The organism is Thiomicrorhabdus sp. Milos-T2 (genome assembly GCF_000702325.1).
Classification (GTDB): Bacteria; Pseudomonadota; Gammaproteobacteria; order Thiomicrospirales; family Thiomicrospiraceae; genus Thiomicrorhabdus.
Genome location: NZ_KL370891.1, coordinates 1,208,701 through 1,231,356, shown reverse-complemented (window position 1 = coordinate 1,231,356; position 22,656 = coordinate 1,208,701). Strand labels below are relative to the sequence as shown.

Annotated in this window: 20 protein-coding genes; 3 read left to right on the top strand and 17 right to left on the bottom strand. The window is 37.8% G+C overall.

Going from position 1 to position 22,656, the window contains the following annotated elements; translation table 11 throughout:
- Positions 1-26: 26 nt before the first annotated feature.
- The 13 genes from rpsR to gyrA all read right to left on the bottom strand — a co-directional run bounded on the left by rpsR (position 27) and on the right by gyrA (position 13,583).
- Positions 27-254 (bottom strand): 30S ribosomal protein S18, encoded by a 228-nt coding sequence (rpsR, locus tag BS34_RS0105495; RefSeq protein WP_029407535.1) that lies wholly within the window; start codon positions 252-254, stop codon positions 27-29.
- Positions 255-257: 3 nt separating this feature from the next.
- Entirely contained in the window at positions 258-623 is a 366-nt protein-coding gene (gene rpsF, locus BS34_RS0105490; protein ID WP_029407534.1) for a 30S ribosomal protein S6, read from the bottom strand.
- 241 nt (positions 624-864) lie between these two features.
- The gene (gene pyrF, locus BS34_RS0105485; protein ID WP_029407533.1) at positions 865-1,593 is read right to left on the bottom strand and encodes an orotidine-5'-phosphate decarboxylase; all 729 of its coding nucleotides are present in this window, start codon (positions 1,591-1,593) and stop codon (positions 865-867) included.
- A 9-nt stretch (positions 1,594-1,602) separates the two neighbouring features.
- Positions 1,603-1,938 (bottom strand): lipopolysaccharide assembly protein LapA domain-containing protein, encoded by a 336-nt coding sequence (locus BS34_RS12230; RefSeq protein ID WP_038126285.1) that lies wholly within the window; start codon positions 1,936-1,938, stop codon positions 1,603-1,605.
- An 85-nt stretch (positions 1,939-2,023) separates the two neighbouring features.
- Entirely contained in the window at positions 2,024-2,329 is a 306-nt protein-coding gene (locus BS34_RS0105470; protein ID WP_029407530.1) for an integration host factor subunit beta, read from the bottom strand.
- A gap of 131 nt (positions 2,330-2,460) precedes the next feature.
- Positions 2,461-4,119 carry a 30S ribosomal protein S1 gene (rpsA, locus tag BS34_RS0105465; RefSeq protein ID WP_029407529.1) on the bottom strand — a complete coding sequence of 553 codons (1,659 nt, stop codon included), beginning with the start codon at positions 4,117-4,119 and terminating at the stop codon, positions 2,461-2,463.
- Positions 4,120-4,320: 201 nt separating this feature from the next.
- Positions 4,321-4,989 carry a (d)CMP kinase gene (cmk, locus tag BS34_RS0105460; RefSeq protein ID WP_029407528.1) on the bottom strand — a complete coding sequence of 223 codons (669 nt, stop codon included), beginning with the start codon at positions 4,987-4,989 and terminating at the stop codon, positions 4,321-4,323.
- 2 nt (positions 4,990-4,991) lie between these two features.
- A complete protein-coding gene (gene aroA / locus BS34_RS0105455; protein ID WP_029407527.1) occupies positions 4,992-6,332 on the bottom strand; it encodes a 3-phosphoshikimate 1-carboxyvinyltransferase in 1,341 nt (446 codons plus the stop codon).
- 237 nt (positions 6,333-6,569) lie between these two features.
- Complete coding sequence (locus tag BS34_RS0105450; RefSeq protein WP_029407526.1) at positions 6,570-7,460, bottom strand: prephenate dehydrogenase; 891 nt, start codon at positions 7,458-7,460, stop codon at positions 6,570-6,572.
- On the bottom strand, positions 7,457-8,584 hold the full coding sequence (gene hisC, locus BS34_RS0105445) for a histidinol-phosphate transaminase (protein ID WP_029407525.1): 1,128 nt from the start codon (positions 8,582-8,584) through the stop codon (positions 7,457-7,459). The genes BS34_RS0105450 and hisC overlap by 4 nt, the downstream gene beginning before the upstream one ends.
- Before the next feature lie 27 nt (positions 8,585-8,611).
- A complete protein-coding gene (gene pheA / locus BS34_RS0105440) occupies positions 8,612-9,703 on the bottom strand; it encodes a prephenate dehydratase (RefSeq protein WP_029407524.1) in 1,092 nt (363 codons plus the stop codon).
- Positions 9,704-9,757: 54 nt separating this feature from the next.
- Complete coding sequence (serC, locus tag BS34_RS0105435; RefSeq protein WP_029407523.1) at positions 9,758-10,852, bottom strand: 3-phosphoserine/phosphohydroxythreonine transaminase; 1,095 nt, start codon at positions 10,850-10,852, stop codon at positions 9,758-9,760.
- A 97-nt stretch (positions 10,853-10,949) separates the two neighbouring features.
- Positions 10,950-13,583 carry a DNA gyrase subunit A gene (gene gyrA, locus BS34_RS0105430; RefSeq protein WP_029407522.1) on the bottom strand — a complete coding sequence of 878 codons (2,634 nt, stop codon included), beginning with the start codon at positions 13,581-13,583 and terminating at the stop codon, positions 10,950-10,952.
- Positions 13,584-13,836: 253 nt separating this feature from the next.
- On the opposite strand from gyrA, the gene ubiG reads away from it, so the two are divergent.
- The 3 genes from ubiG (at position 13,837) to BS34_RS0105415 (ending at position 16,039) form a co-directional block, all read left to right on the top strand.
- The gene (gene ubiG, locus BS34_RS0105425; protein ID WP_029407521.1) at positions 13,837-14,556 is read left to right on the top strand and encodes a bifunctional 2-polyprenyl-6-hydroxyphenol methylase/3-demethylubiquinol 3-O-methyltransferase UbiG; all 720 of its coding nucleotides are present in this window, start codon (positions 13,837-13,839) and stop codon (positions 14,554-14,556) included.
- Between the two features lie 48 nt (positions 14,557-14,604).
- Positions 14,605-15,261 carry an HAD family hydrolase gene (locus tag BS34_RS0105420; protein WP_051640700.1) on the top strand — a complete coding sequence of 219 codons (657 nt, stop codon included), beginning with the start codon at positions 14,605-14,607 and terminating at the stop codon, positions 15,259-15,261.
- Positions 15,262-15,322: 61 nt separating this feature from the next.
- Entirely contained in the window at positions 15,323-16,039 is a 717-nt protein-coding gene (locus tag BS34_RS0105415) for an SDR family NAD(P)-dependent oxidoreductase (RefSeq protein WP_029407519.1), read from the top strand.
- A gap of 326 nt (positions 16,040-16,365) precedes the next feature.
- Here the strand turns inward: BS34_RS0105415 and BS34_RS0105410 are convergent, their stop codons facing one another.
- The 4 genes from BS34_RS0105410 to BS34_RS0105395 are packed head-to-tail and all read right to left on the bottom strand — an operon-like array spanning position 16,366 to position 22,611.
- Positions 16,366-17,994, bottom strand: a complete 1,629-nt coding sequence (locus tag BS34_RS0105410) for an ABC transporter ATP-binding protein (RefSeq protein WP_029407518.1) — start codon at positions 17,992-17,994, stop codon at positions 16,366-16,368.
- Positions 17,995-18,002: 8 nt separating this feature from the next.
- Complete coding sequence (locus BS34_RS0105405) at positions 18,003-19,373, bottom strand: ABC transporter permease (RefSeq protein ID WP_029407517.1); 1,371 nt, start codon at positions 19,371-19,373, stop codon at positions 18,003-18,005.
- Positions 19,370-20,347, bottom strand: a complete 978-nt coding sequence (locus BS34_RS0105400; RefSeq protein WP_029407516.1) for an ABC transporter permease — start codon at positions 20,345-20,347, stop codon at positions 19,370-19,372. Before BS34_RS0105400 ends, BS34_RS0105405 begins: the two co-directional genes overlap by 4 nt.
- Complete coding sequence (locus BS34_RS0105395) at positions 20,347-22,611, bottom strand: ABC transporter substrate-binding protein (RefSeq protein ID WP_233993145.1); 2,265 nt, start codon at positions 22,609-22,611, stop codon at positions 20,347-20,349. The genes BS34_RS0105400 and BS34_RS0105395 overlap by 1 nt, the downstream gene beginning before the upstream one ends.
- Between the last annotated feature and the right edge of the window lie 45 nt (positions 22,612-22,656).

Below are 22,656 nucleotides of genomic sequence, written 5' to 3'. Positions count from 1 at the left end.
GTTATCTCTTATTTACCACAAATCAATTATTTATGTTGATCAGTGTATGGCAATAATGCAATGTAACGAGCACGTTTAATTGCTGTTGCTAATTGACGCTGATACTTAGCGCTTGTTCCAGTAATACGACTAGGAACAATTTTACCTGTTTCGGTAATATATGCTTTCAAAGTATCTAAGTCTTTGTAATCAATTTGTTTAACGCCGTCAGCGGTAAAACGACAGAATTTTTTTCTACCAAATCCTCTAGCCATTTCTTACTCCTTATTATCGCGAGTATCGCGACGCTTATCAGAACGCTCATCTTTCTTAGCAACCATTACTGAAGGTTCAGTAATGGCTGTCTTTTGCTTAGTAACCATGCTACGTAAAACCGCATCGTTATAATAGAAAGCATTGTTAAGTTCATCAAGAATCTCTTGAGAACATTCAATGTTAAGCATAATGTAATGTGCTTTGTGTACCTTATTGATAAGGTAAGCAAGTTGACGGCGACCCCAGTCTTCTAAACGGTGGATTTGACCACCAGACTGTTCGATAAGGGCACGGTAACGCTCTAGCATTGCAGGAACCTGTTCAGATTGATCAGGGTGCACTAGAAATACGACTTCATAATGACGCATTCATTTTCTCCTTATGGATGATAAAACAGTCTCCTGACATGGCTCGTTATCTATATAACAAGATGCAGTGAGACAAGGATTTCTTCAGACATACAGCCTGAAAGGCGCGAATTATAAACGAGTTTTAATTTTAATACAAATAAGAATTGTACGAAAGTACTTGTTTTGCCAAAGTTTTTAATAATCAACTTAGCAAAACTAATAATAAAGTAATTTCATATTTAACCGTTATCGGGTTAGATTACTTTTTTAAGCTTAAATTAATTTGCTTAAGTACTTCTTGAGGGTTGTCTGCTTGAGTGATTGGGCGTCCAACGACTAAGTAACTTGAACCTGAAGCCATAGCCTGTGCAGGAGTCATAATGCGCTTTTGGTCATTAACAGCACTTCCTTCTGGTCTTATCCCAGGTGTGACTAGGCAAAAATCTTGATTAACGATTTTACGTAAAGGTTGAGCTTCTTGAGCTGAACAAACCACTCCATCTAATCCTGAATCTTCTGCTAATTTAGCCAGACGTAATACATTTTCTTCTGGTGAACCTTGTAGCCCTATTTCAGCTAAATCTTCTTGTTCCATACTGGTTAAAATGGTTACCGCGATTAAAAGAGGCTTTCTTTCAATATCTGTTAACTCATCTAAAGCACTTTTAGCGGCTTGCATCATCTTACGACCACCAAGCGCATGAACGTTTACCATCCAAACCCCTAAGCTAGCAGCTGCTTGAACCGCTTTAGCAACCGTATTAGGAATATCATGATATTTTAAGTCTAAAAATACATCAAAGCCCAGCTCAATTAATGTTTTTACAAACTGAGGCCCAGCAACCGCAAACAACTCTTTTCCGACTTTTAAACGACAAGTTGAGCTATCAAGTGTTTGTACAAACTGAAGAGCAGAATCTGCGTTGGCAAAGTCTAATGCAACTAAGACTTTAGGGTCTAATGTAGAATAAGATATGTTTGATGTCATTTTATAACTCTATTTTTCTAGTGAAACCAATTGATTAGACTCTTTAGTTGAAGACTCTTTAACTTGAATATTGGCTTTTTTTAATTGAATAATTTGATCGGAGAGTTTTAGATTTTGTTTAGTTTTTTGTCTAACGATCCAGCGTAAACGAATAACCTGCATTGAGATAATCGCAGCACCCACAACTAACCCAATAATGAACAAAACTGCCATAATGACGCTTAAAGGTAAGTTAACAGAAGTAATAAGGAGGTTTAATTCTACTGAAGTGGGATTAAGAACCCCTAAAACAACACCTATTATCAAAAAGGATATGATAAATAAAAGTGAGAAAAGTTTTAGCATATATGAATCTCTACAAAGAAGTTATAGAGAGATTATAGAGGAATAAATAAAAAAAGGGGGGAGAAAACTCACCCCTTTTTAATGTTTACAGCAAGATATCTGTATTTTCCTTAGAGTCATCAACTCGTTCTCTTAAAGCTTTTCCAGGCTTGAAGTGTGGAACTCGTTTATCATCTAATTCAACCGTTTCCCCTGTTTTAGGGTTACGTCCAACTCTTGCTTTTCTGTGATGTAAACTAAAACTTCCAAAACCACGTATTTCAATACGTTCGCCTTGAGATAAAGTATCAATCATAGAATCAACAATTTGGTTCACTGCAATCTCAACGTCCTTTTGGGCGAATTGAGTTTGTTTTCTTGCAATGAGTTCAATAAGTTCTGACTTGGTCATATTGTATTGCTCTTATTTATCTCTCGTATATTGAGAGTTTCAATAAATCTAATGTGAAGCATTAGAGAGACCAAGGTGCAGCCTGTAAAGTAACAGGCTACCCTTTAGAAAGACGTTAAATGTAATTTAAATTACATTTTGTCCTTGAAAAGATCACCTAGAGTCGTACCAGCAACAACTTGCTGTTCTGAGTAACCTTTGATTGCTTCAGCTTCTTCAGCAGCTTCTTTAGCTTTAACTGAAAGAGATAAAGAGCGGTTCTTACGGTCAATGTTAGTAATTCTCGCAGAAACTTCATCACCTTCTTTAAGAACGCTTGAAGCATCACGAGTATCTTCCATTAACTCAGAAGTGCGAAGGTAACCTTCAACTTCAGGAGCTACATCAATAACAGCGCCTTTTTCATCTACAGATTTAACGGTACCAGTCACAATAGAACCTTTACCGTTGTCTGCAACAAACTGACCAAATGGGTCTTGCTCTAACTGCTTAAGGCCTAAAGAGATACGCTCACGATCAGGGTCAATAGATAGGATAACTGTTTCTAGCTCATCACCTTTTTTGAAGTCACGAATCGCTTCTTCACCAGGCTGATTCCAAGAGATATCAGTTAGGTGCACAAGACCATCAATACCACCTTCTAGACCGATAAAGATACCGAAATCAGTGATAGACTTGATGCTACCAGCAATCTTATCGCCTTTAGCGTGAGTTGCTGAGAAACCTTCCCAAGGATTAACAGTACACTGCTTGATAGATAGAGAGATACGACGACGCTCTTGATCAACATCAAGGATTTTAACGCGAACTTCTTGTCCAAGGTGAACCACTTTAGATGGGTGGATGTTGCGGTTAGTCCAATCAAGTTCAGAAGTGTGAACTAAACCTTCAATACCATCTTCAATTTCAATGAAAGCACCGTAATCAGTAATGTTAGCAACTTTACCAGCCACTTCAGCACCCATTGGGTAACGAGAAACCATATCTGCCCAAGGATCTTCTTCAAGCTGCTTAAGACCAAGAGATACACGGTTACGTTCTTTATCGAATTTAAGAACCTTAACATCAATTTCATCACCAACTTGTACGATTTCAGATGGGTGATTAACACGACGCCAAGCCATATCAGTAATGTGTAGAAGACCATCAACACCACCAAGGTCAATAAATGCACCGTAGTCAGTAAGGTTCTTAACGATACCTTTAAGAGTAGCACCTTCTTCCATGTTAGCAAGAATAGCTTCACGTTCTGCTGAACTTTCTTGTTCAATAACTGCACGACGAGAAACAACAACGTTGTTACGCTTACGATCAAGCTTAACAAGTTTCATTTCTACTTCTTTACCTTCTAGGAAACCAAAGTCGCGAATTGGACGAATATCCACAAGAGAACCAGGTAGGAAACCACGAACGCCTTCAACGTCAACAGTAAGTCCACCTTTAACTTTACCAGTTACAAGACCAGTAACAACTTCGCCTTCTTCCATAGCAGTTTCAAGGCGATCCCAAGTCTTAGCACGCTTCGCTTTCTCACGTGATAAGCGAGTTTCACCTAAACCATCTTCTAAAGATTCTAGGTAAACTTCAACTTCATCACCAACAGCAACTTCAAGTTCACCGTTTGCGTCTAGGAATTGAGACTTAGGAATAGAAGACTCAGACTTCATGCCTGCGTCTACAAGTACAGTTTCTTTATCAATACCAACAACGGTACCAATGATTAAAGAGCCTGTGTTAAATTTTTCTTGAAATGATTCTTCAAATAATTCAGCGAAAGATAATTCACTCATGGATAATATTACCAATTTTTCATACCGCTTACTTACCGCAAATGGGGTTTAAGTAAATAGTCGGGTCAGTTAATAATTGCCAGCTTCCCAAAAGCCAGCAGAAAATACAAATCCCCGGACTAAGAAAAGACCAGGGATTTAGAAAAACTTTTAAAATCAATCAATTAAGACTGATTTTTAATAACTTGCCAAGATTAAAACTTATTTCATTAAGTTTCGCTCCCACAATAAAGACATCGCTTTTTGACACACTTCTTGGATATCTAAATCCGAAGTATCTATCACAATTGCATCGTCTGCAGGTTTGAGAGGAGCTGTCTTTCGACCTGTATCTCTCTCATCCCTTTCTTGGATGTCTTGAGTTATCTGAACAATGTTAGCATCAATTCCTTGGTTTTTCAACTGTTTAACACGTCTTTTTGCCCTTACTTCAGCAGAAGCCGTTAAATACAGCTTTAAAGGTGATTCCGGAAAGACAACCGTTCCCATATCACGACCATCCGCTACCAGGCCTGGTAACTCTGCAAAGTCTTTTTGTCGCTGTAACAAGGCGGCACGTACTTCAGGAATTACTGCGACTGTAGAAGCAACACCAGCCACTTCTTCAGTACGGACTTTAGAGGTAACATCCTCACCATCATATAAAATACTGGTTGCTTTGAACTCAACCGGAAGTGTTTCCGCGAGTTTTACCAGGCCTGGTATATCATCTAATGCCATTGTATTTTTAACGGCACCAAAAGCTAAAGCACGGTAAATTGCACCGCTATCCAATAAATGATAACCCGTTTTACATGTTAGGTATTGGGCTAAGGTGCCCTTCCCAACGCCGCTTGGACCATCAATGGTGACTACTGGGATATTAGACATAATCAAGATTCCTCAAAAACATTTACGTTCATACCAACTTCATTAATAAGATCAACAAAAACTGGAAAGGATGTATTAACGTTAGCACAATCATCAATAACAATTTCAGACACCGCATTCAAGCCCGCAATTGTCATGGCCATTGATATGCGGTGATCATGATGACTTTGAATGACTGCATTTTGGTTTTTTTGAGTACCACCATTAATAATCATTCCATCGGGAGTTGGTTGGGCATCAATACCCACTGCAATTAAAGCATCTGCCATAACTTGTATACGGTCTGATTCTTTTACTCGCAATTCTTCGGCACCGGTTAAGACGGTTTGCCCTTCTGCAGTAGAAGCAACGACGAATAAAACTGGAAACTCATCAATCGCTAAGGCAACTAACTCTTCTGGAATATTAATACCTTTTAAAGGTGCATAACGAACATGGACATCTGCAACGGGTTCTCCACCAACTTCATGAAAGTTTTCAAGCTGGATATCTGCACCCATCAATTTAAGAATATCAATAATTCCAACACGTGTAGGGTTCATTCCAACGTGTTCTATGACTAGATCAGACCCTTTAGAAGCTGCAGCAGCGGCCATAAAAAATGCTGCCGAAGAGATATCTGAAGGCACATCAATATGACGAGCCGTCAATCTTCCACCACCATTTAGACAAGCCTTCATTCTTTGATTATCTAGCTTTTCAGAATGTACTGTATAGCCAAAACCATTCAACATACGCTCAGTGTGGTCACGTGTTGGTGCAGGTTCTAAAGCGCAAGTTTGTCCATCTGCGAATAAACCGGCTAAAAGCACACAAGACTTTACTTGTGCACTAGCCATCGGCAAAGTGTAATCAATCGCTTTTAAGGTCTTGCCTTTACCATGAATAGTCATAGGTAAAGTTCCGCCTTCTTGAGTTTCTAGGTCTGCACCCATTAATCTCAGCGGATCAGTTACCCGCTTCATTGGTCTTTTAGAAAGCGAAGCATCACCAATTAACTCACAATCAAAATCTTGCCCAGCTAATATACCGGCTAATAAACGAGTAGAAGTACCAGAATTCCCCATATCTAAAGGTTTATTAGGCTTTTTTAAGCCACGCAGACCGACACCATGAATAGTGACATTGCCTTTGTCAGGACCTTCAATCTCAACCCCCATCTCTCGAAAAGCTTGCAATGTAGCCAGGGCATCATCACCTTCCAAAAAACCGGTAACCGTCGTTGTGCCTTCTGCTAGCGCGCCTAGCATAATGCTTCTGTGTGAAATTGATTTATCGCCAGGCACACGAATGCGCCCTTTGATAGTGCCACCAGGTTGTACTTTAAATTTAATGTTTGACATAGTTATCTATTCTTAATTGTCTTTGTTCTGAGTATTTTTATTAAATAGAGACCTTTGCACGAGATAGGTACGAAAGAAAAATGTGGAAAAATTTACCTGATTGCGGCGGAAAACGCAGGGAATAGCTAGCTATTCGCAAGTTGTCGCCCAACGGAAGTGCCCTTGGGGTACAACAAAAAGCAGGTGAATTTTAACCATTTTTACTCGTACATACTCTCGTGCAAAGGTCTCTAATAATTATTTGTTTACAATGTGTTTATCGCGAGCGTTCTTGGCATCATCAAAAAGGCGATAAAGTGCTTCAGCATCCTTATGCTCGACTAGTTTAGTTAATTCATCAATTGCATTACCATAGTTTTTAAGCCACTTTGTAATCGCATCAGAATTATATACAGCAATATCCCGCCACATCACTGCATCACTTGAAGCAATTCGAGTAAAGTCTCTAAATCCACCCGCAGTATATTTAAATACATCTCCTAGCTCTTCATGTTCATTTAGCATATCAACTAAAGAATAGGCTAAAAGATGAGGTAAGTGACTTGTCGCTGCAAAAATTTCATCGTGCTGTTGAGCATTCATAATTTCCACATTAGCCCCTAGTGAAGTCCATAAGTGTTTAACAGTTTCTAAGGACATTTGCGAGGTATTGACGGTTGGCGTCAAAATCACACGGTGGTCAATATATAAGTTTGCTTCTGCAGCAGCAACGCCACTTTTTTCTTTTCCTGCGATTGGATGACCGGGCACAAAGTGCTTTGGAAGTTCACCAAAAACTTCTTGAGCAGATAGAATGACGCTACTTTTAGCACTTCCACCATCTGTAATAATAGTCTGTTCAGACAGATATGGTTTCATATCAAGAAGGACTGATTTCATAGCCCCTAAAGGCACCGCTAGAAAAACTAAATCGCTGTCCTTAACGGCATGACCTATATCCGTGCTAAAACTATCAATTACACCTAAATTCACAGCAAGTTCGAGGTTTTTCGTGTTTTTTCCAAAACCAACAACTTCTTCTACCAGGCCTGCTAGTTTAACGCCTTTGGCAAAAGAGCCACCAATTAAACCTACACCAATAATCGTTATTTTTTTTAATTTATTAATAGTCGTTAACTCAACGTTCATAAGGTTTGATACACCTTTTTTAGTGCATCTATAAAGTATTGATTTTCAACTTGAGTACCAATGGAAACCCTTAAGTATTCAGCTATTCCATAATTAGCCACAGGACGAACAATGACTCCCTCCTCTAAAAGCTTTTGATTGTACTCAAGCGCTTTTGAACCAAGATTAATACAAACAAAATTACCAATCGAAGGGATGAATTCAATCGATAAATCTTGTAAAGCGCTAAGAATTTGACGCATACCCTCTTGATTAACTTTTACCGCTTGTTTTACAAATTCTTGATCTGCCAAAGCGTGCTTTGCAGCAATTTGCGCATAATGATTTACATTAAAAGGCTCTCTAACCTGGTTAATATACTGAATGGTTTCTGGATTTCCCACCATATAACCTATCCGTAACGAAGCTAAACCATACGTTTTAGAAAACGTTCGCGAAACTAATAAATTAGGATAAGCCTCAATATCATTAACGCCGTTAAAATAAGTATTATCATCCAGAAAAGACTGTGCATATTCAAGATAGGCTTCATCCAGTACCACAATGACATGTTTTGGTACCGATTTAATAAAAGCTTGCCACTCTTGTTTACTAAAATAAGTCCCCGTTGGATTATTAGGATTAGCGATATAAATCACTTTGGTTTTATCCGTAATAGCGTCTAGCATCGCGGGTAAATCATGCCCCCAATTCTTGGCTAAAACCTCTACTCCATTTGCTCCTACAATCTGCGTAGAAATAGGGTAAACCGCAAAAGCATATTGCGAGTAAATAATTTCATCGCCAGGCCCGGCAAAGACTCGAGCAACTAATTCTAGTAATTCATTAGATCCATTACCAATAGCAAGCTGTGCAGAATCGATATTTAAAAACTGTGCTAAAACCTGTTTGAGTTCATAGGCGCTTCCATCAGGGTAACGTGCAATTTCTGACAACTCATCCTGAATCGCTTTGATAACATTAGAACTAGCTCCTAATGGATTTTCATTAGAGGCTAATTTAGTAATATTTTCTAAGCCAAGCTCACGCTGAAGGTCGCTTACCGGTTTTCCAGGAACATAAGGATTAATATCTAATACTTGAGGTTGAACTTGATCACAAAATAATAATGGAGTTGATTTCATATTTGTACTTTTATCATGTCAAAATGACTATAAGGGAGAAACGGGGAATGATCCCAGAAGTTTGTAAAATGCCGCTTTAGATTGAACTTCTTGCAAGGCCGCTTTTAAATTTTCATCATTTTGATGCCCTAAAACATCAATAAAGAATAGATAATCCCAAGTTTTATCCGTTGAAGGCCTAGAGACAATGCGTGTCATATTAATATTACGCTGACTAAAACAGCTCAAAATATCCAATAACGCACCTGATTTATTGTGAATAGAAATGATTAACGCTGTTTTATCCTCACCGCTTGGCTGAGTTTCTTCTTTTCCAATAACCCAAAATTTAGTCGAATTATCTTTATAGTCTTCTATATGAGAATCTAAAATAATTAACTGATAAAGCTGAGCTGCTTGTTCAGAAGCAATGGCTGCTAGCGTATTATCTGATTGTGCTAATTTAGCCGCCAAAGCATTGGATTGAACTGCTTCCACTTCAGCCCAAGGTAGATTATTCTTTAACCAGCCTTCACACTGCCCTAAAGCTTGTTGGTGGGCTACAACCTTTTTGATGCTTTTATGAGAAGTGGATTTTGACATCAAACAGTGATGAATCGGCAGCTCAACTTCCCCTGAAACCTTAAGGTTGCTTTTAATCAACTCATTTTGAGAGGATTTCACCACGCCTTCAGATGAGTTTTCAACCGGAACAATCCCGTAATTGGATTCACCTTTTTCAACCGTAGCAAAAACGTCTTCGATTGTGGTTACGGCAATCGCTTGAGCTGATGAGCCAAACTGCTTAACAACACTGGCATGAGAATAACTTCCTTCTGGCCCTAGATAAGCAACGGATACCGGCTGTTCTAAAGCCAAACAGGCTGACATAATTTCTCTAAAAAGCTTTGCCATTTCAACATCTGGCAACAAACTAGTATTACGTGCTTTAACCGATCTTAAAACCTGAGCTTCACGTTCAGGTCGGTAAAATACGGCATCAACATTTCCACCTTGAGTTTTAATATCGGCAACTTTTTGAGCACACTCTGCTCGTTGACCAATTAAAAGCTGAATCTGCTCATCAATAGAGTCAATTTTATTACGGATTTCTGTCAGTTGTGCCTGTTCAGTTGTCATTATTAACCTATGAATTAAAACGATAAAATACGTTGAGACCTATTTACAAGGTGGTTATGCATTTTCAGCAGCGAATTTACGCATAAACTCAATTAGAGCGTCAACCCCTGCTTCTGGCATAGCGTTATAGATACTTGCTCTCATACCGCCAAATGCTTTATGACCTTTTAAACTTAACAGGCCTGCTTCTTTAGATTTCTCTAAAAATACTGCATCTAAGTCATTGTTTTTTAGATTAAAGGTAACATTCATCCAAGAACGTTCTGATGGATTAATACTATTTTTATAGAAGTCTTCTGAATCTATGTATTCATAAAGCTTGGTGGCTTTGCGTGCATTAACATCCGCTAAATGCTTTACACCACCCGTTGTTTTTATCCAATCAAATACCAGGCCTGCTAAATACCAAGAATAGGTTGCTGGTGTATTAAACATAGATTCATTGTTAGCGTATACATTCCAATTCATCAATGTAGGAGTATCTGAACGCGCTTTTCCTAATAAATCTTCACGTACAATCACAATAGCTAAACCTGCAGGCCCAATATTTTTTTGGGCACCGGCATAAATCATGGCATATTTACTGACATCTATTTCGCGACACATAATATTGGATGACATATCCGCAATAACAGGTTTACCTTGTGCAAATACTGTCTCTAAATGTTCATCTTTAAGCTCTAAACCCGTAATGGTTTCATTGACGCAGATATGAATATATTTCGCATCACTAGAAAACTTCCATTCACTTTTTGCAGGAACTTCTGTGGGATTAGACTCTTTTTCACCCGCAACAACATTAACATTGGCATAACGAGAAGCTTCTTTAATCGCTTTAGTTGACCAAACACCGGTATTTAAATAATCTACAGTGTCATTTTGTTGAGCTAAATTCATTGGAATCGCTGCAAACTGCAATGAAGCTCCTCCATGCGTAAAGATCACTTTATAGTTATCAGGAATTTGCATGACTTCACGTAAGTCTGCTTCCATTTTATGAACCACGCCCATAAACTCTTTACTGCGATGGCTCATCTCCATCACTGACATACCTGTATTTTGCCAGTTCAAAAATTCAGACTCTGCTTTTCGCATTACCGCTTCAGGTAACATTGCTGGACCAGCACTAAAGTTAAATGCTCTCGCCATTTTTTATATCCTTAAATATCAAAAGGATACCTTCATTATTTAAGAAGGCACCCATATAGATAACCAACTATTTAGATTAAATAGTCGGTTATTTTAATCATTCTTCAGTAGTTTCTTGAGTGTCGCTAGATGCTGAATCTGTGGTAGCTTCAGCTACTGTTGAATCAACCATATTGGCTTCGCCATTTTCATCTAAAGGCTCTTCGTCATCTTCAATATCAACAACGGCTAACCCTACAACCTGCTCGCCTTTTCCAACGTTAATTAACTTAACACCTTGAGTATTGCGACCAACAACTGATATCTCACCAACACGAGTTCTCACCAATGTGGCTTTATTTGTTATTAATACAACCTCTTGATCTTCAGAAACTGAAACGGAAGAAACGACCGAACCATTACGTTCAGTTGTTTTAATAGAGATAACACCTTGTCCACCACGATTAATGGTTGAGTAATCTTCTACAGGAGTACATTTACCAAAACCATTTTCTGTCGCAGTAAGAATTAATGCTCCTGGTCTGGCTATTTGCATACTAATAACTTTAGCATTATCAGCTAGCTTCATACCGCGAACACCACGGGCTGTACGCCCCATTACACGAACATCACTTTCTTTAAATCGAATCGCCTTACCGATATTGCTAAACAACATAACTTCTTGTTCACCATCGGTTAATGCTGTACCGACTAATTCATCATCGTCCAGTAGATCAACCGCAATAATCCCGTTAGCACGCGGGCGAGAGAAATCTTTTAAAGCTACGCGCTTAACAACTGAGTTACGAGTTGCCATAAAGACAACACGATCATCAAATTCATTAACCGGTAGTACAGAAGTAATATGCTCATCTGCTTCTAGAGGTAAAACATTAATAATCGGTTTACCACGACTTCCTCGGCTAGCTAAAGGTAATTGCCATGTTTTTTGCCAGTACAATTTACCTTTGTTTGAGAAACACAACAACATGTCATGCGTGCTTGCTACAAATAGTTGGCCAACTTCATCTTCTTCTTTCATGGCGGTTGCCGACTTACCACGACCACCACGTTTTTGTGCACGATAATCACTTAATGGTTGAGTTTTAATATATCCATCTTGCGACAAAGTCACAATACGATCTTCAACCGCAATTAAGTCTTCTGCATCTAAATCTTGATAGCTGTAATCAATTTCTGTACGACGAGCATCACCAAAGTTTTCTATGACTTCAACTAACTCTTCTTTAACCACCTCAGTCAAACGATCAGGGTTTCTTAAAATTTCTAAGAACTCAGCGATTTTAAGAATTAAGCCTTTGTACTCTTCAATTATTTTATCTTGCTCTAACCCCGTTAAACGGTGTAAACGCATTTCAAGAATAGCTTGAGCTTGAGTTGGCGATAATTTATAAGTAGTACCCTCTGCACCAAAACCTTCTGGTAAGTCTTCCGGACGTACGTCCTTCATTTCTACATTTTCAAGAAGGTCAACCACTTTTCCAATTGCCCACGCTTTTTCAAGCATACGCTCTTTAGCAACTGCTGGGCTGGGAGAGGCTTTAATTAACTCGATCATCTCATCAATATTGTTTAACGCAACCGCTAAACCTTCTAAAATATGAGCTTTTTCACGAGCCTTACGTAAGTCAAAAATGGTACGACGAGTAACCACTTCACGACGGTGTTTAACAAAAGCTTCAACCACTTGTTTTAAATTAAGCAGTTTGGGCTGGCCATCAATTAAGGCAACCATGTTTACACCAAATACTGTTTGCATTGATGTTTGTTTGTATAGGTTGTTAATAATGACTTCTGGCACTTCACCGCGACGAAGCTCAATAACGATACGCATACCGTCTTTATCAGACTCATCTCTTAAGCCGGTAATACCTTCAATCTTTTTCTCTTTAACTAATTCAGCAATACGTTCAATCAGTTTTGCCTTATTAACCTGGTAAGGCAGTTCATTAACAATAATTTGTGATTTGCCAGACTTATCGTTTTCAACAGCTGTTTTAGAACGAATTTTGACACGTCCACGTCCAGTTTCATAGGCTTCGCGAATTCCAGATGTTCCATTAATTAAACCATGCGTTGGAAAATCTGGACCAGGAATATGTTCCATCAGGCCTGCTACATCAATCTCAGGGTTTTCAATGTATGCTAAACAGGCATTAACGGTTTCAGTTAAGTTGTGTGGAGGGATATTGGTAGCCATACCAACGGCAATACCGGATGAACCATTAACTAATAAGTTTGGAATACGTGTTGGTAATACGGTAGGTTCCGATTCTGAGCCGTCATAGTTCTCTGCGAAATTAACTGTTTCTTTTTCTAGATCTGCTAATAGCTGATGCGCAATCTTGGCCATTCTAATTTCGGTATAACGCATAGCCGCAGGTGAATCACCATCAACCGAACCAAAGTTACCTTGACCATCAACCAGCATATAACGTAACGAGAATGGCTGAGCCATACGAACAATCGTGTCATAAACTGCCGTATCCCCATGCGGGTGATATTTACCAATTACATCACCGACGATACGTGCCGATTTTTTATATGGCTTATTAAAGTCATTACTTAGTACACTCATCGCATATAAAACACGACGGTGAACTGGCTTTAAACCATCTCTTACATCTGGAAGCGCTCGCCCTACAATTACACTCATTGCGTAACTTAAATAGGATTGCTCCATCTCATCTTCTAAAGCTATTGGAATAATTTCACGTGCAAACTCTGACATCTAATATCCATCTTTTTGAATAAAATCTATAAAACGTTAATTATATAGCAAATAACGCCTTTAAAGCCAACTTAATCTCAAACCCTTCCCCCTATCGAGAATGCATAAAAATCGCCTGAGGGCTATTTAAATTCAAAAAAATGCTTTTTATTGATTTAAAGACATTAAAATCGCATTGAAAATAGATTATCTCGTATAATTTTCGATTGATATTTATTTTTTATACATCATTTGAATAAATTAAGAGCAAATTATGGCCTTAGAAAGCAGTCAAACTAATAATGCAGATCAAGATGAATTAGATAACTTTAATCGACTTTCAAATACCTGGTGGGATTTAGAAGGTGAATTTGGTGCTTTGCATAAAATAAATCCACTTCGTTTAGAGTTTATGCGTAAACATCATGAAATTAAGAATCAAAAAATCGTTGATATTGGCTGCGGTGGAGGTATTCTTTCTGAATCATTAGCGGCCAATGGTGCTGATGTAACCGGAATTGATTTAGCTGAAGAGGTGTTAACAGTTGCCAAACTTCATGGATTAGATTCTGGGGTTAAGGTTAATTATCAGTTAATTGCCGCAGAAGAATTTGCAAAAGAGAATAACGAACAATTTGACATAGTCACCTGTATGGAAATGTTAGAACATGTTCCTGATCCGTCATCTATAATTCAAGCTGCTGCAGAATGTGTTAAGCCAGGTGGTTGGGTGTTTTTTTCCACGCTAAACCGCAACTATAAATCCTATTTATTAGCGATTTTTGCTGCTGAACAAGTTTTAAACTTAGTGCCTAAAGGAACTCACACCCATGAAAAATTCATCACGCCTGCTGAGATGGATGCCATGGCAAGAAAGGCCGATCTTTACCTTAGAGATGCTAGTGGTATTGAGTTTAACCCTCTTCTTAATCATTACGGTTTAAATGATGACCTGAGTGTTAACTATCTTTTAGCTTACCAAAAAGCACTTTAGAGTTAAAATCCAACTACACATACTACCTAAACAGGCCAGAGAAAATTTATGTCCATAAAATGTGTTCTATTTGATTTAGACGGCACCTTACTCGATACCTCTTATGACTTTGCATATGCTTTAAAATTAACCTGTCAAGAATATAAGCAACCCGTACTTAATTATCAAGATATTAGAAGTACAGTTTCTAAGGGCGGTTTAGCCATGACTCAACTTGCCTTTCCTAAGTTACAAGATGAAGAGCTTGAAACGCGTAGACAGGTATTCTTAAAACACTACTTAGATAATATTAATCACCATACCCAAATTTTTCCTGGTTTAGATTCTGGTTTAGAAATACTTGCCGCTAAAAATATCCCCTGGGGCATCGTAACCAATAAACCCTCTCACTTAACTGAAGAGCTTCTAAAAAATTATCGTTTTAAAAGTAAACCTAAATCAGTCATTTGTGGTGATACCCTACCCGTCAGAAAACCAAACCCTGACCCCATGTATTTAGCGGCTGAACAATGTGGTGTAAAACCTGAAGAGTGTATCTATATAGGTGACCACCCACGAGATATTGAAGCGGGCATAAATTCAGGGATGAAAACCGCTGCCGCCATGTATGGTTATTTACCAACAGAAGCCACTCAAAAAGATTGGCCAGCAGATATGTTTTTTCATACCCCTTATGAACTGTCACAATTTATTAAATCTTTGTAAGCTTTATTAAAACTATCCAGTTAATTCAACAAACCGAACGTGTAAGGTTATAGACTAAATTATGCAAACATATCTAATTACCGGTGCGGCACAAGGCTTAGGTAACGCTTTAGCTCGACAATTAATTAAATTAAATCATCAAGTTATTTTACTGGATAAGGAGCTAAAACGTTTAAACGCTTTTTACGACGAGATTGTAGAATCTGAATGGAACATTGATTTAGTTGCTCTTTATCCAATGGATTTATTGGGCGCGAATATTGATGACTATAAAGCCCTTACGGAGAATCTGAACCATGAATATGGGCATTTAGACGGTGTTTTCTTAAATGCAGCAACACTGCCCGCCTTTACGCCGATAGAGCATTTTGACTATATGCAATGGTATGAAGTCTTGCACACAAACTTAAATGCAAATTTTCACTTAATACAACAAACCTTACCTTTATTAACAAATTCACCTAAAGGTAAGCTCATTGCTATTAGTGATAACAATATTAAAGCGCACCCTGCATATTATGGTGCTTATGGCGTAGCTAAGGCAGGCCTTGAACAACTACTTAAAACCGTTGCAGCTGAAACTAAACAAACCAATACAAACTGCTATATTGCAAAATTAGAAACTTTTGCTACGGAATCTCGCGGTAGGCTTTTCCCAGGAGAAAATCCTAATAACTTAATCTCAGCAGAAGATATGGCAAGTTATATTTTAGCAAGTATTTTTGAAAAGCCTAGCATGACCGCCTCTCCTGATTTTGGAATTATTGAAAAGCTATAAATCATCAATGTACCAGGCCTGGTAACTTAAATATTTAAATTTATATGAGACCTTTGCACGAGATAGGTGCGAAAGAAAAATAGGCGTGAGTACCCCTTTAGGGTAAAAATTTTACCTTATTGCGGTGGAAAACGCAGGGAATAGCTAGCTATTCACAAGTTTTACAACAAAAATAAGGTGAATTTTAACCATTTTTACTCGTACATACTCTCGTGCAAAGGTCTCTATATGTAAAGAGACTTTTGCAAGAGCCTATGAATGGTTAAAAAGGTCATGGTTATCCATATTTACCAATACAAAATTATTACGCAGATATTATAAAGATATCAGGCAAACATTACTTTGCGAATCAACTCTGGGGCAGAATTAAGAAGTTGTTTTGTGTAGTCTTGTTGTGGATTATGCATAATCTCTTCTACAGTGCCCTGCTCAACGACTTTTCCATTTTGCATAACGGCAACTTTATGAGCAATGCTTGGAATAATCGATAAATCATGGGTAATAAATAAATAAGACAATTGATACTTTTTCTGCAGCTCTTCAAGAAGCGCTAACACTTGAGCTCTTACCGTTACATCTAATGCACTAGTAGGTTCATCACAAATAATTAACTCTGGTTCAACGGCTAAGGCTCTGGCAATTCCAATACGTTGACGTTGACCTCCAGAGAACTCATGCGGATAACGATGCTTGTGTTCGGTTAATAATCCTACCTGATTTAACAGTTCATCAATACGTTGGTCTTGATCTTGTTTATTTTGACTTCCAACCTTAAGACTCACCATTCCTTCACGTATAATCTCACTGATGGTCATTCTTGGATTCAATGCCGAGAAAGGGTCTTGAAAAATGACCTGAATTTTTTTACGTAGCGGCTTCATCTGTCTTTCAGATAAATTGGTGAGGTTAATTTGATTATCGATATCTGCCGCATAAGAAACTTGGCCATCAGTTGTATTAACTAGCTTAAGAATCGCTTGACCAATGGTACTTTTCCCAGAACCTGATTCACCAACTAAAGCCAAAGTTTGACCTTTTTCAATGCTTAAACTCACACCATCTACAGCCTTTACCATTCCGACCATTCTCTGAAATAACCCTTTTTTAATTGGGAAATGTACTTTTAAATCATTAAGTTCTAATAATTTTGTAGAATTTAACTGTGGTTTTAAGGTTTGTTTTGGTACCGCATCCGCTAGTAATTTTTGTGTATAGGGGTGTTTGGCCTGATTGAAAAAAGTTTGTTTATCTGCTTGCTCAACAATTTTACCTTGTTTCATGACAGCAACCGTATCGGCCATCTCATACACAACACCCATATCATGGGTAATAAACAAAATAGACAGGCCTCGTTTATCTCGAATCGACTTTAATAAATCTAGCACTTGAGCCTGAATGGTGACATCTAAAGCTGTTGTGGGTTCATCTGCAATAAGTAAATCTGGTTCACAAGCTAATGCCATTGCAATCATTACACGCTGCTTTTGCCCACCAGAGAGTTGGTGTGGATACCAATCAAAGCGAGCTTCTGCATCCGGAATACCCACCTCTTCAAACAAAGAGATTACCTTTTTTCGCGCTGAATGTTTTTTTAAACCCAGGTGCAATTGAAGTACTTCCGCAACTTGATCACCTACTTTCATTACCGGGTTTAAGGAAGTCATGGGTTCTTGAAAAATCATCGCGACTTGCTTACCACGTATTTTTTGCATTTGATATTCTGGTAATTCAAATAGGTTTTGTTGTTGTAGAACAATATCACCAGAATCTACCGTAATAACCTCTGGAAGTAGACGCATGATTGCAAGTGAGGTTAGTGATTTACCACTCCCCGATTCACCCACTAAAGCAAAAATTTCCGCAGGCTTTATAGCAAAACTAATATCATCTATTAAGCAACTTTGGCCAATATTTAATACTAGATTTTGTACGCTTAAAACGGTAGATTCAGACATGGTTTTTCCTATTTTTCAGAGCGTGGATTTAGTACCCACTGAACTCTATCGGCAAAAAGGTTTGCGGATAACACTAAAATAAACATAAAGATAAAGGCGGATAACAGCGACCACCAAACCATCGGTTCACGCGCCATTTCTAAACGAGCCTGGTTAATCATATTACCCCAGCTTGGCATGGTTGGGTCGACTCCTACACCAACATAAGATAAAACCGCTTCTGCTAAAACTAATCCACTAAAGTCTAGGACTAGAGCAATTAAAATAAGGTGAACTAAGTTTGGAAGGATATGCTTGCGAATAATCGTAAAGGGTTTTAAACCAAAAGCTTTAGCGGCAGTAACATATTCTATTTGACTAATTTTTAAGGTTTCCGCTCTCAATAAGCGACAAAGTCCTGTCCAACTGGTCATACCTAAAATAAATATCAAAAACAATAAACGTATATCAGCACGTTCTTGAGTACTACCAAACCATTCAGCATGCGTACTCATTATTGACTGCATGACCAATACCGCCGCCGCAATCAACAATACTCCTGGTATAGAGTTTAAGGTGGTGTAAAGGTATTGAATAACATCGTCTATCCACCCCTTAAAATAGCCTGCACTTATTCCCAAAAGCAACGCTAAAGGCAGCATAACAACGGTTGTTAACCCTCCAATTAGCACGCCTGTGCGAATACTTTTTAACGATTGATAAAGTACATCTTCCCCTACTTTATTGGTGCCTAATACATGATAATCAAAGCTTAATAAATAAAACCACGTTCCAATAAAAATCAAGAGAAACAATGTTATGTAAGCGACAGACCAAGGCAGGCTTTCGGTTTTTATTCTTGCCGAGCTCATAGCCAGCTTTTTAAGACGAAAATAACCGTGAATCAAAATAATTGCAATAATGATGACTAAGGCAATTAAAAAAGCCCAACCCGTTTGAGTAATCACATCATAGGCAACTAGACTTTGTTGCATATCAATATGTTTTGCTACATTTTTTAACGGCAGGTAAACTTGCTGAACATTTCCGGTTGTATTGTAAATCACACTAGAGCTGTACTCTTTTAAAGCAAACGGTGCTGAATAAGTTCTTTCGGCATTGAGAATTAAGTGCTCTAACCCCATATCAAGAACGCTAACAAGCTCTTTGTTTAAGGTATTGTTTTCAGCAGATTCAAATTTAAAATGCATTGAGTCCATTAACGCAATTGCAAAATAAAACAATAAAATAATCGCAGAAATCATGGCCGTCTTTGATTTAAAGACATTTCTCCACTGTATTCTTTTTTGAGCATCTTTAGATATTTGATAAATACCAAGAATAATAAGAGCAAATAAGCTCCAAATCATGATGTCTGTCCACAAGAAAGTTAACATCATGAGAGCTTCACCCTAGGGTCAAAATAGGTATAAGAAATATCCGTTAAAATTAAACCAACGATATAAAGAACAGACCCTAGAAATACCATTGCCTTAACAATACCAAAGTCCTGTGATTGAATGGCATCAATCGTATAACTACCCAGGCCTGGTATACCAAAGAAGGATTCCATGATTAAACTGCCCATAAATAAGGTTGGAATCACTACCACGACACCGGTTAAAATAGGCAATAGTCCATTTTGTAAAACATGTCCAAATAATACTTTTATCTCCGACAAACCTTTTGCTCGAGCCGTTCTAACATAATCTTTATTAATTTCTTCTAAGAAAATACTACGATACCAACGAATACCCGCACCAATACCGGAAAAAACCCCAATTAACACGGGCAAAATCAGGAATTTAATTCCCTCTAATCCTTCTGCATAGCCTGAGATAGGAACCCAGTGCCAGGTTTTACTAAATAAGACTTGGCCGGCAATAATATAAAAAAGTCCTGAAATTGACATAATAGCAACAGCCAACCCCATGGTAATGCTATCTAAGGTAGAACCTCTAAATAAAACGATTAGGAGAGCTATTGCAATATTGGTCACCAAACCAATGATAAAGGTAGGCAATGCTATGGCTAAACTTGGCCACATTCTTTCATAGATATCAGCAGATATTTGGCGCCCTGAATCAGATTGCCCAAAATCAAAGCTAAATAACTTTAGGGATTCTTGCATAAACAAAGTATCGGTTAACAATCCATGACTATGTTCTGTTGTATTAATAAATAGCGGTTTGTCATAACCATGATCCACTTTCCATGACTGAATCATTTCAGGAGTTGTCTGTTTGGCACCTAATTGAGCTCTTGCCATATCATCAGGTGTATTCACCATAAAAAATAAAGCAAAGGTAATTAAATTAACGCCTATTAAAATAGGCACGGCAAATAACAGCCTTCTTACAATATAGGCAAACATCAACTGACCTCGCCTTTTAATTTCAAATCGTGTGATTTTTTATTTTTAAGCATAATCTGTTGACGCTTTTGATAGGCTTTTTTAAGAGGCCAAATCGATAGTAAAACAAATATTATGACTAAAATAATGGGCCAAATAATTGGGCTGTTCCATTTTTGCTGTTTTGCATAACGTTGTTCGACATCAATTCTTTTATACTTTATGGTGTTATTTGCTAAAGCATTTGGCCAGACATTTTTATACCAACTATGATACAAAGCAAGAGATTTAGGGTGGAACCCCCAAGCCCAAGGAGCATCTTTTTGAACTAAATGCACCATTTTTTTAATAATGGCTAAACGCTCAGGACCATTTTGCATGGTCTTCATTTGCTCAAACAATTTATTAAATTTAGGGTTATCGTAGTTAGCACTGTTTACCCCTCCACCATTGGTATTGATGGTGGCATTTCCTCCATAAAGCAGGAACATAAAGTTTTCAGGATCTGGATAATCTGCATTCCAGCCCCAACTAAACATCTGCCCTTTTGCTTGACGTATTTTATCTTGAAAACGATTGTAATCTGTGGCTCTAATAATGAGATTAATACCCAACTTAGCAAACTGTTTTCGGTACCAATTTAATTGTGATTGGCTGTCTGGCCCGGTTGCCGCAGTATCATAATAAAGCGATAACACCTCACCATTAGCTTTTCGTCCGTTTGGGTATCCCGCTTCAGCCAAAAGCTTTTTAGCGTATTCTATCGATTTACGGCTCGCATGATTCTCATTCCAATTATATAAAAAAGAATTCATCCCCTTTTTTCCAGATTCATATCCATAAATACCTGGCGGGATTGGGCCTTGAGCGGCAATCCCTCTTCCATTCATAAAGATGGAGATATACTCTTCAAAGTTAACAGCAATACTAATAGCCTGACGTAGCTTTTGCTGTTTTGCAGAATAGCCACCAACCACCGGATCTGTCATATTAAAGCCAAAATAGTAAATGGTAGGCTCTACCTGGCTCAAAAACTTAATCCCTTTGACTTGCATCGCTTTAGTTAGATTCATCGATCCAGAACCTGAGACAGAAACCGCTTGATCAAAACTATCTGAGCTTACACCTGAAGCATCATAATAACCCTGCAAAAATTTATTCCATAAGGGTACGCTCTCTTTCTCTAAACTGTAAACCACCTCTTTAATAAAGGGTAAACGTTTACCGGCATCTTTTAATAAAGCAGTATCTGAATCTTTAGTAAGCCCAGAAGTTGGATAAAATTCATCATGAAAATTTGGATTAGCTAATAAACGCATAATGCGGTTGGGATTATTTTCTGCAAGATAATATGGACCCGTTCCAACGGGTGATGTATCAAGCGTAATGTTTTTTTCTACCAGGCCTGGTTGTTTATAAAACTTATCTGCTTCCCAAGGGATTGGCGCAAAGAAATTCATGGTTAGCCAATATAAAAACTGAGGATAAATACCCCTTATTTTAATTTTAAAATGCGTTTTATCAATGACTTGCACACCACTAATAGAATACTTATTTAAATCAAAATAAGTCTCTTTACTTTTTGTTCCCGATGCTTTTAATTGCTGAGAAAAAGCCTTTGTAACCTTTTTAGAAAAAGGTTTTAACCCCACAATATATGATTGCATTGAATCTAAAATAGGAGAATGGTTCTGCCTTAAAGCCATTCTTTTAATGGCATAAACATAATCTGCTGCTTCTAAATTTCGTGTAGCTTGTTGTGCAAAATCATTAACATTATGAATTGAAGCCAGTTTTTGTGGCGTTAAATCATGATATAGGTATTGGCTCGCATTTTTAACAAAAGCGGGATGATTTTGAAATTTAATATTATCTTTTAATTCAAACAGATACTCTGAAAACTTAATATCAGAACTGTTTTTTAAAACAGCCTCACCTGACTGATTGAAATACTTAACCTCAGGCATTTTTGTCAGCGTAAGCGGCTCTACTTGGTAAGGTCTTTTTAAATAATGGTACTGCAATGGTGGTTCATAAACCTGACTTAAAAAAGCCCACTCATTAGAGTTATAAGACACAACGGGGTCAAGATGTTTGGGAGGAGAACTAAAAGAGCTAAACAAGGTCTGTTTATTGACCTGTTGGCTTGTGTATGGTGAATTCCAATTATTTGAATAAGACTTCATAGAAACAGACAACAATAAAAAAACCAACAGAAGACTCCATTTGAATAATGTGAAGCTCTGTTTGTCATTCTGTTTTTCTTGATATGTCGTATTAAACAACTTTTTACCTATGTGTTTTAAATCTATGGTTTAAATCTATGGTTT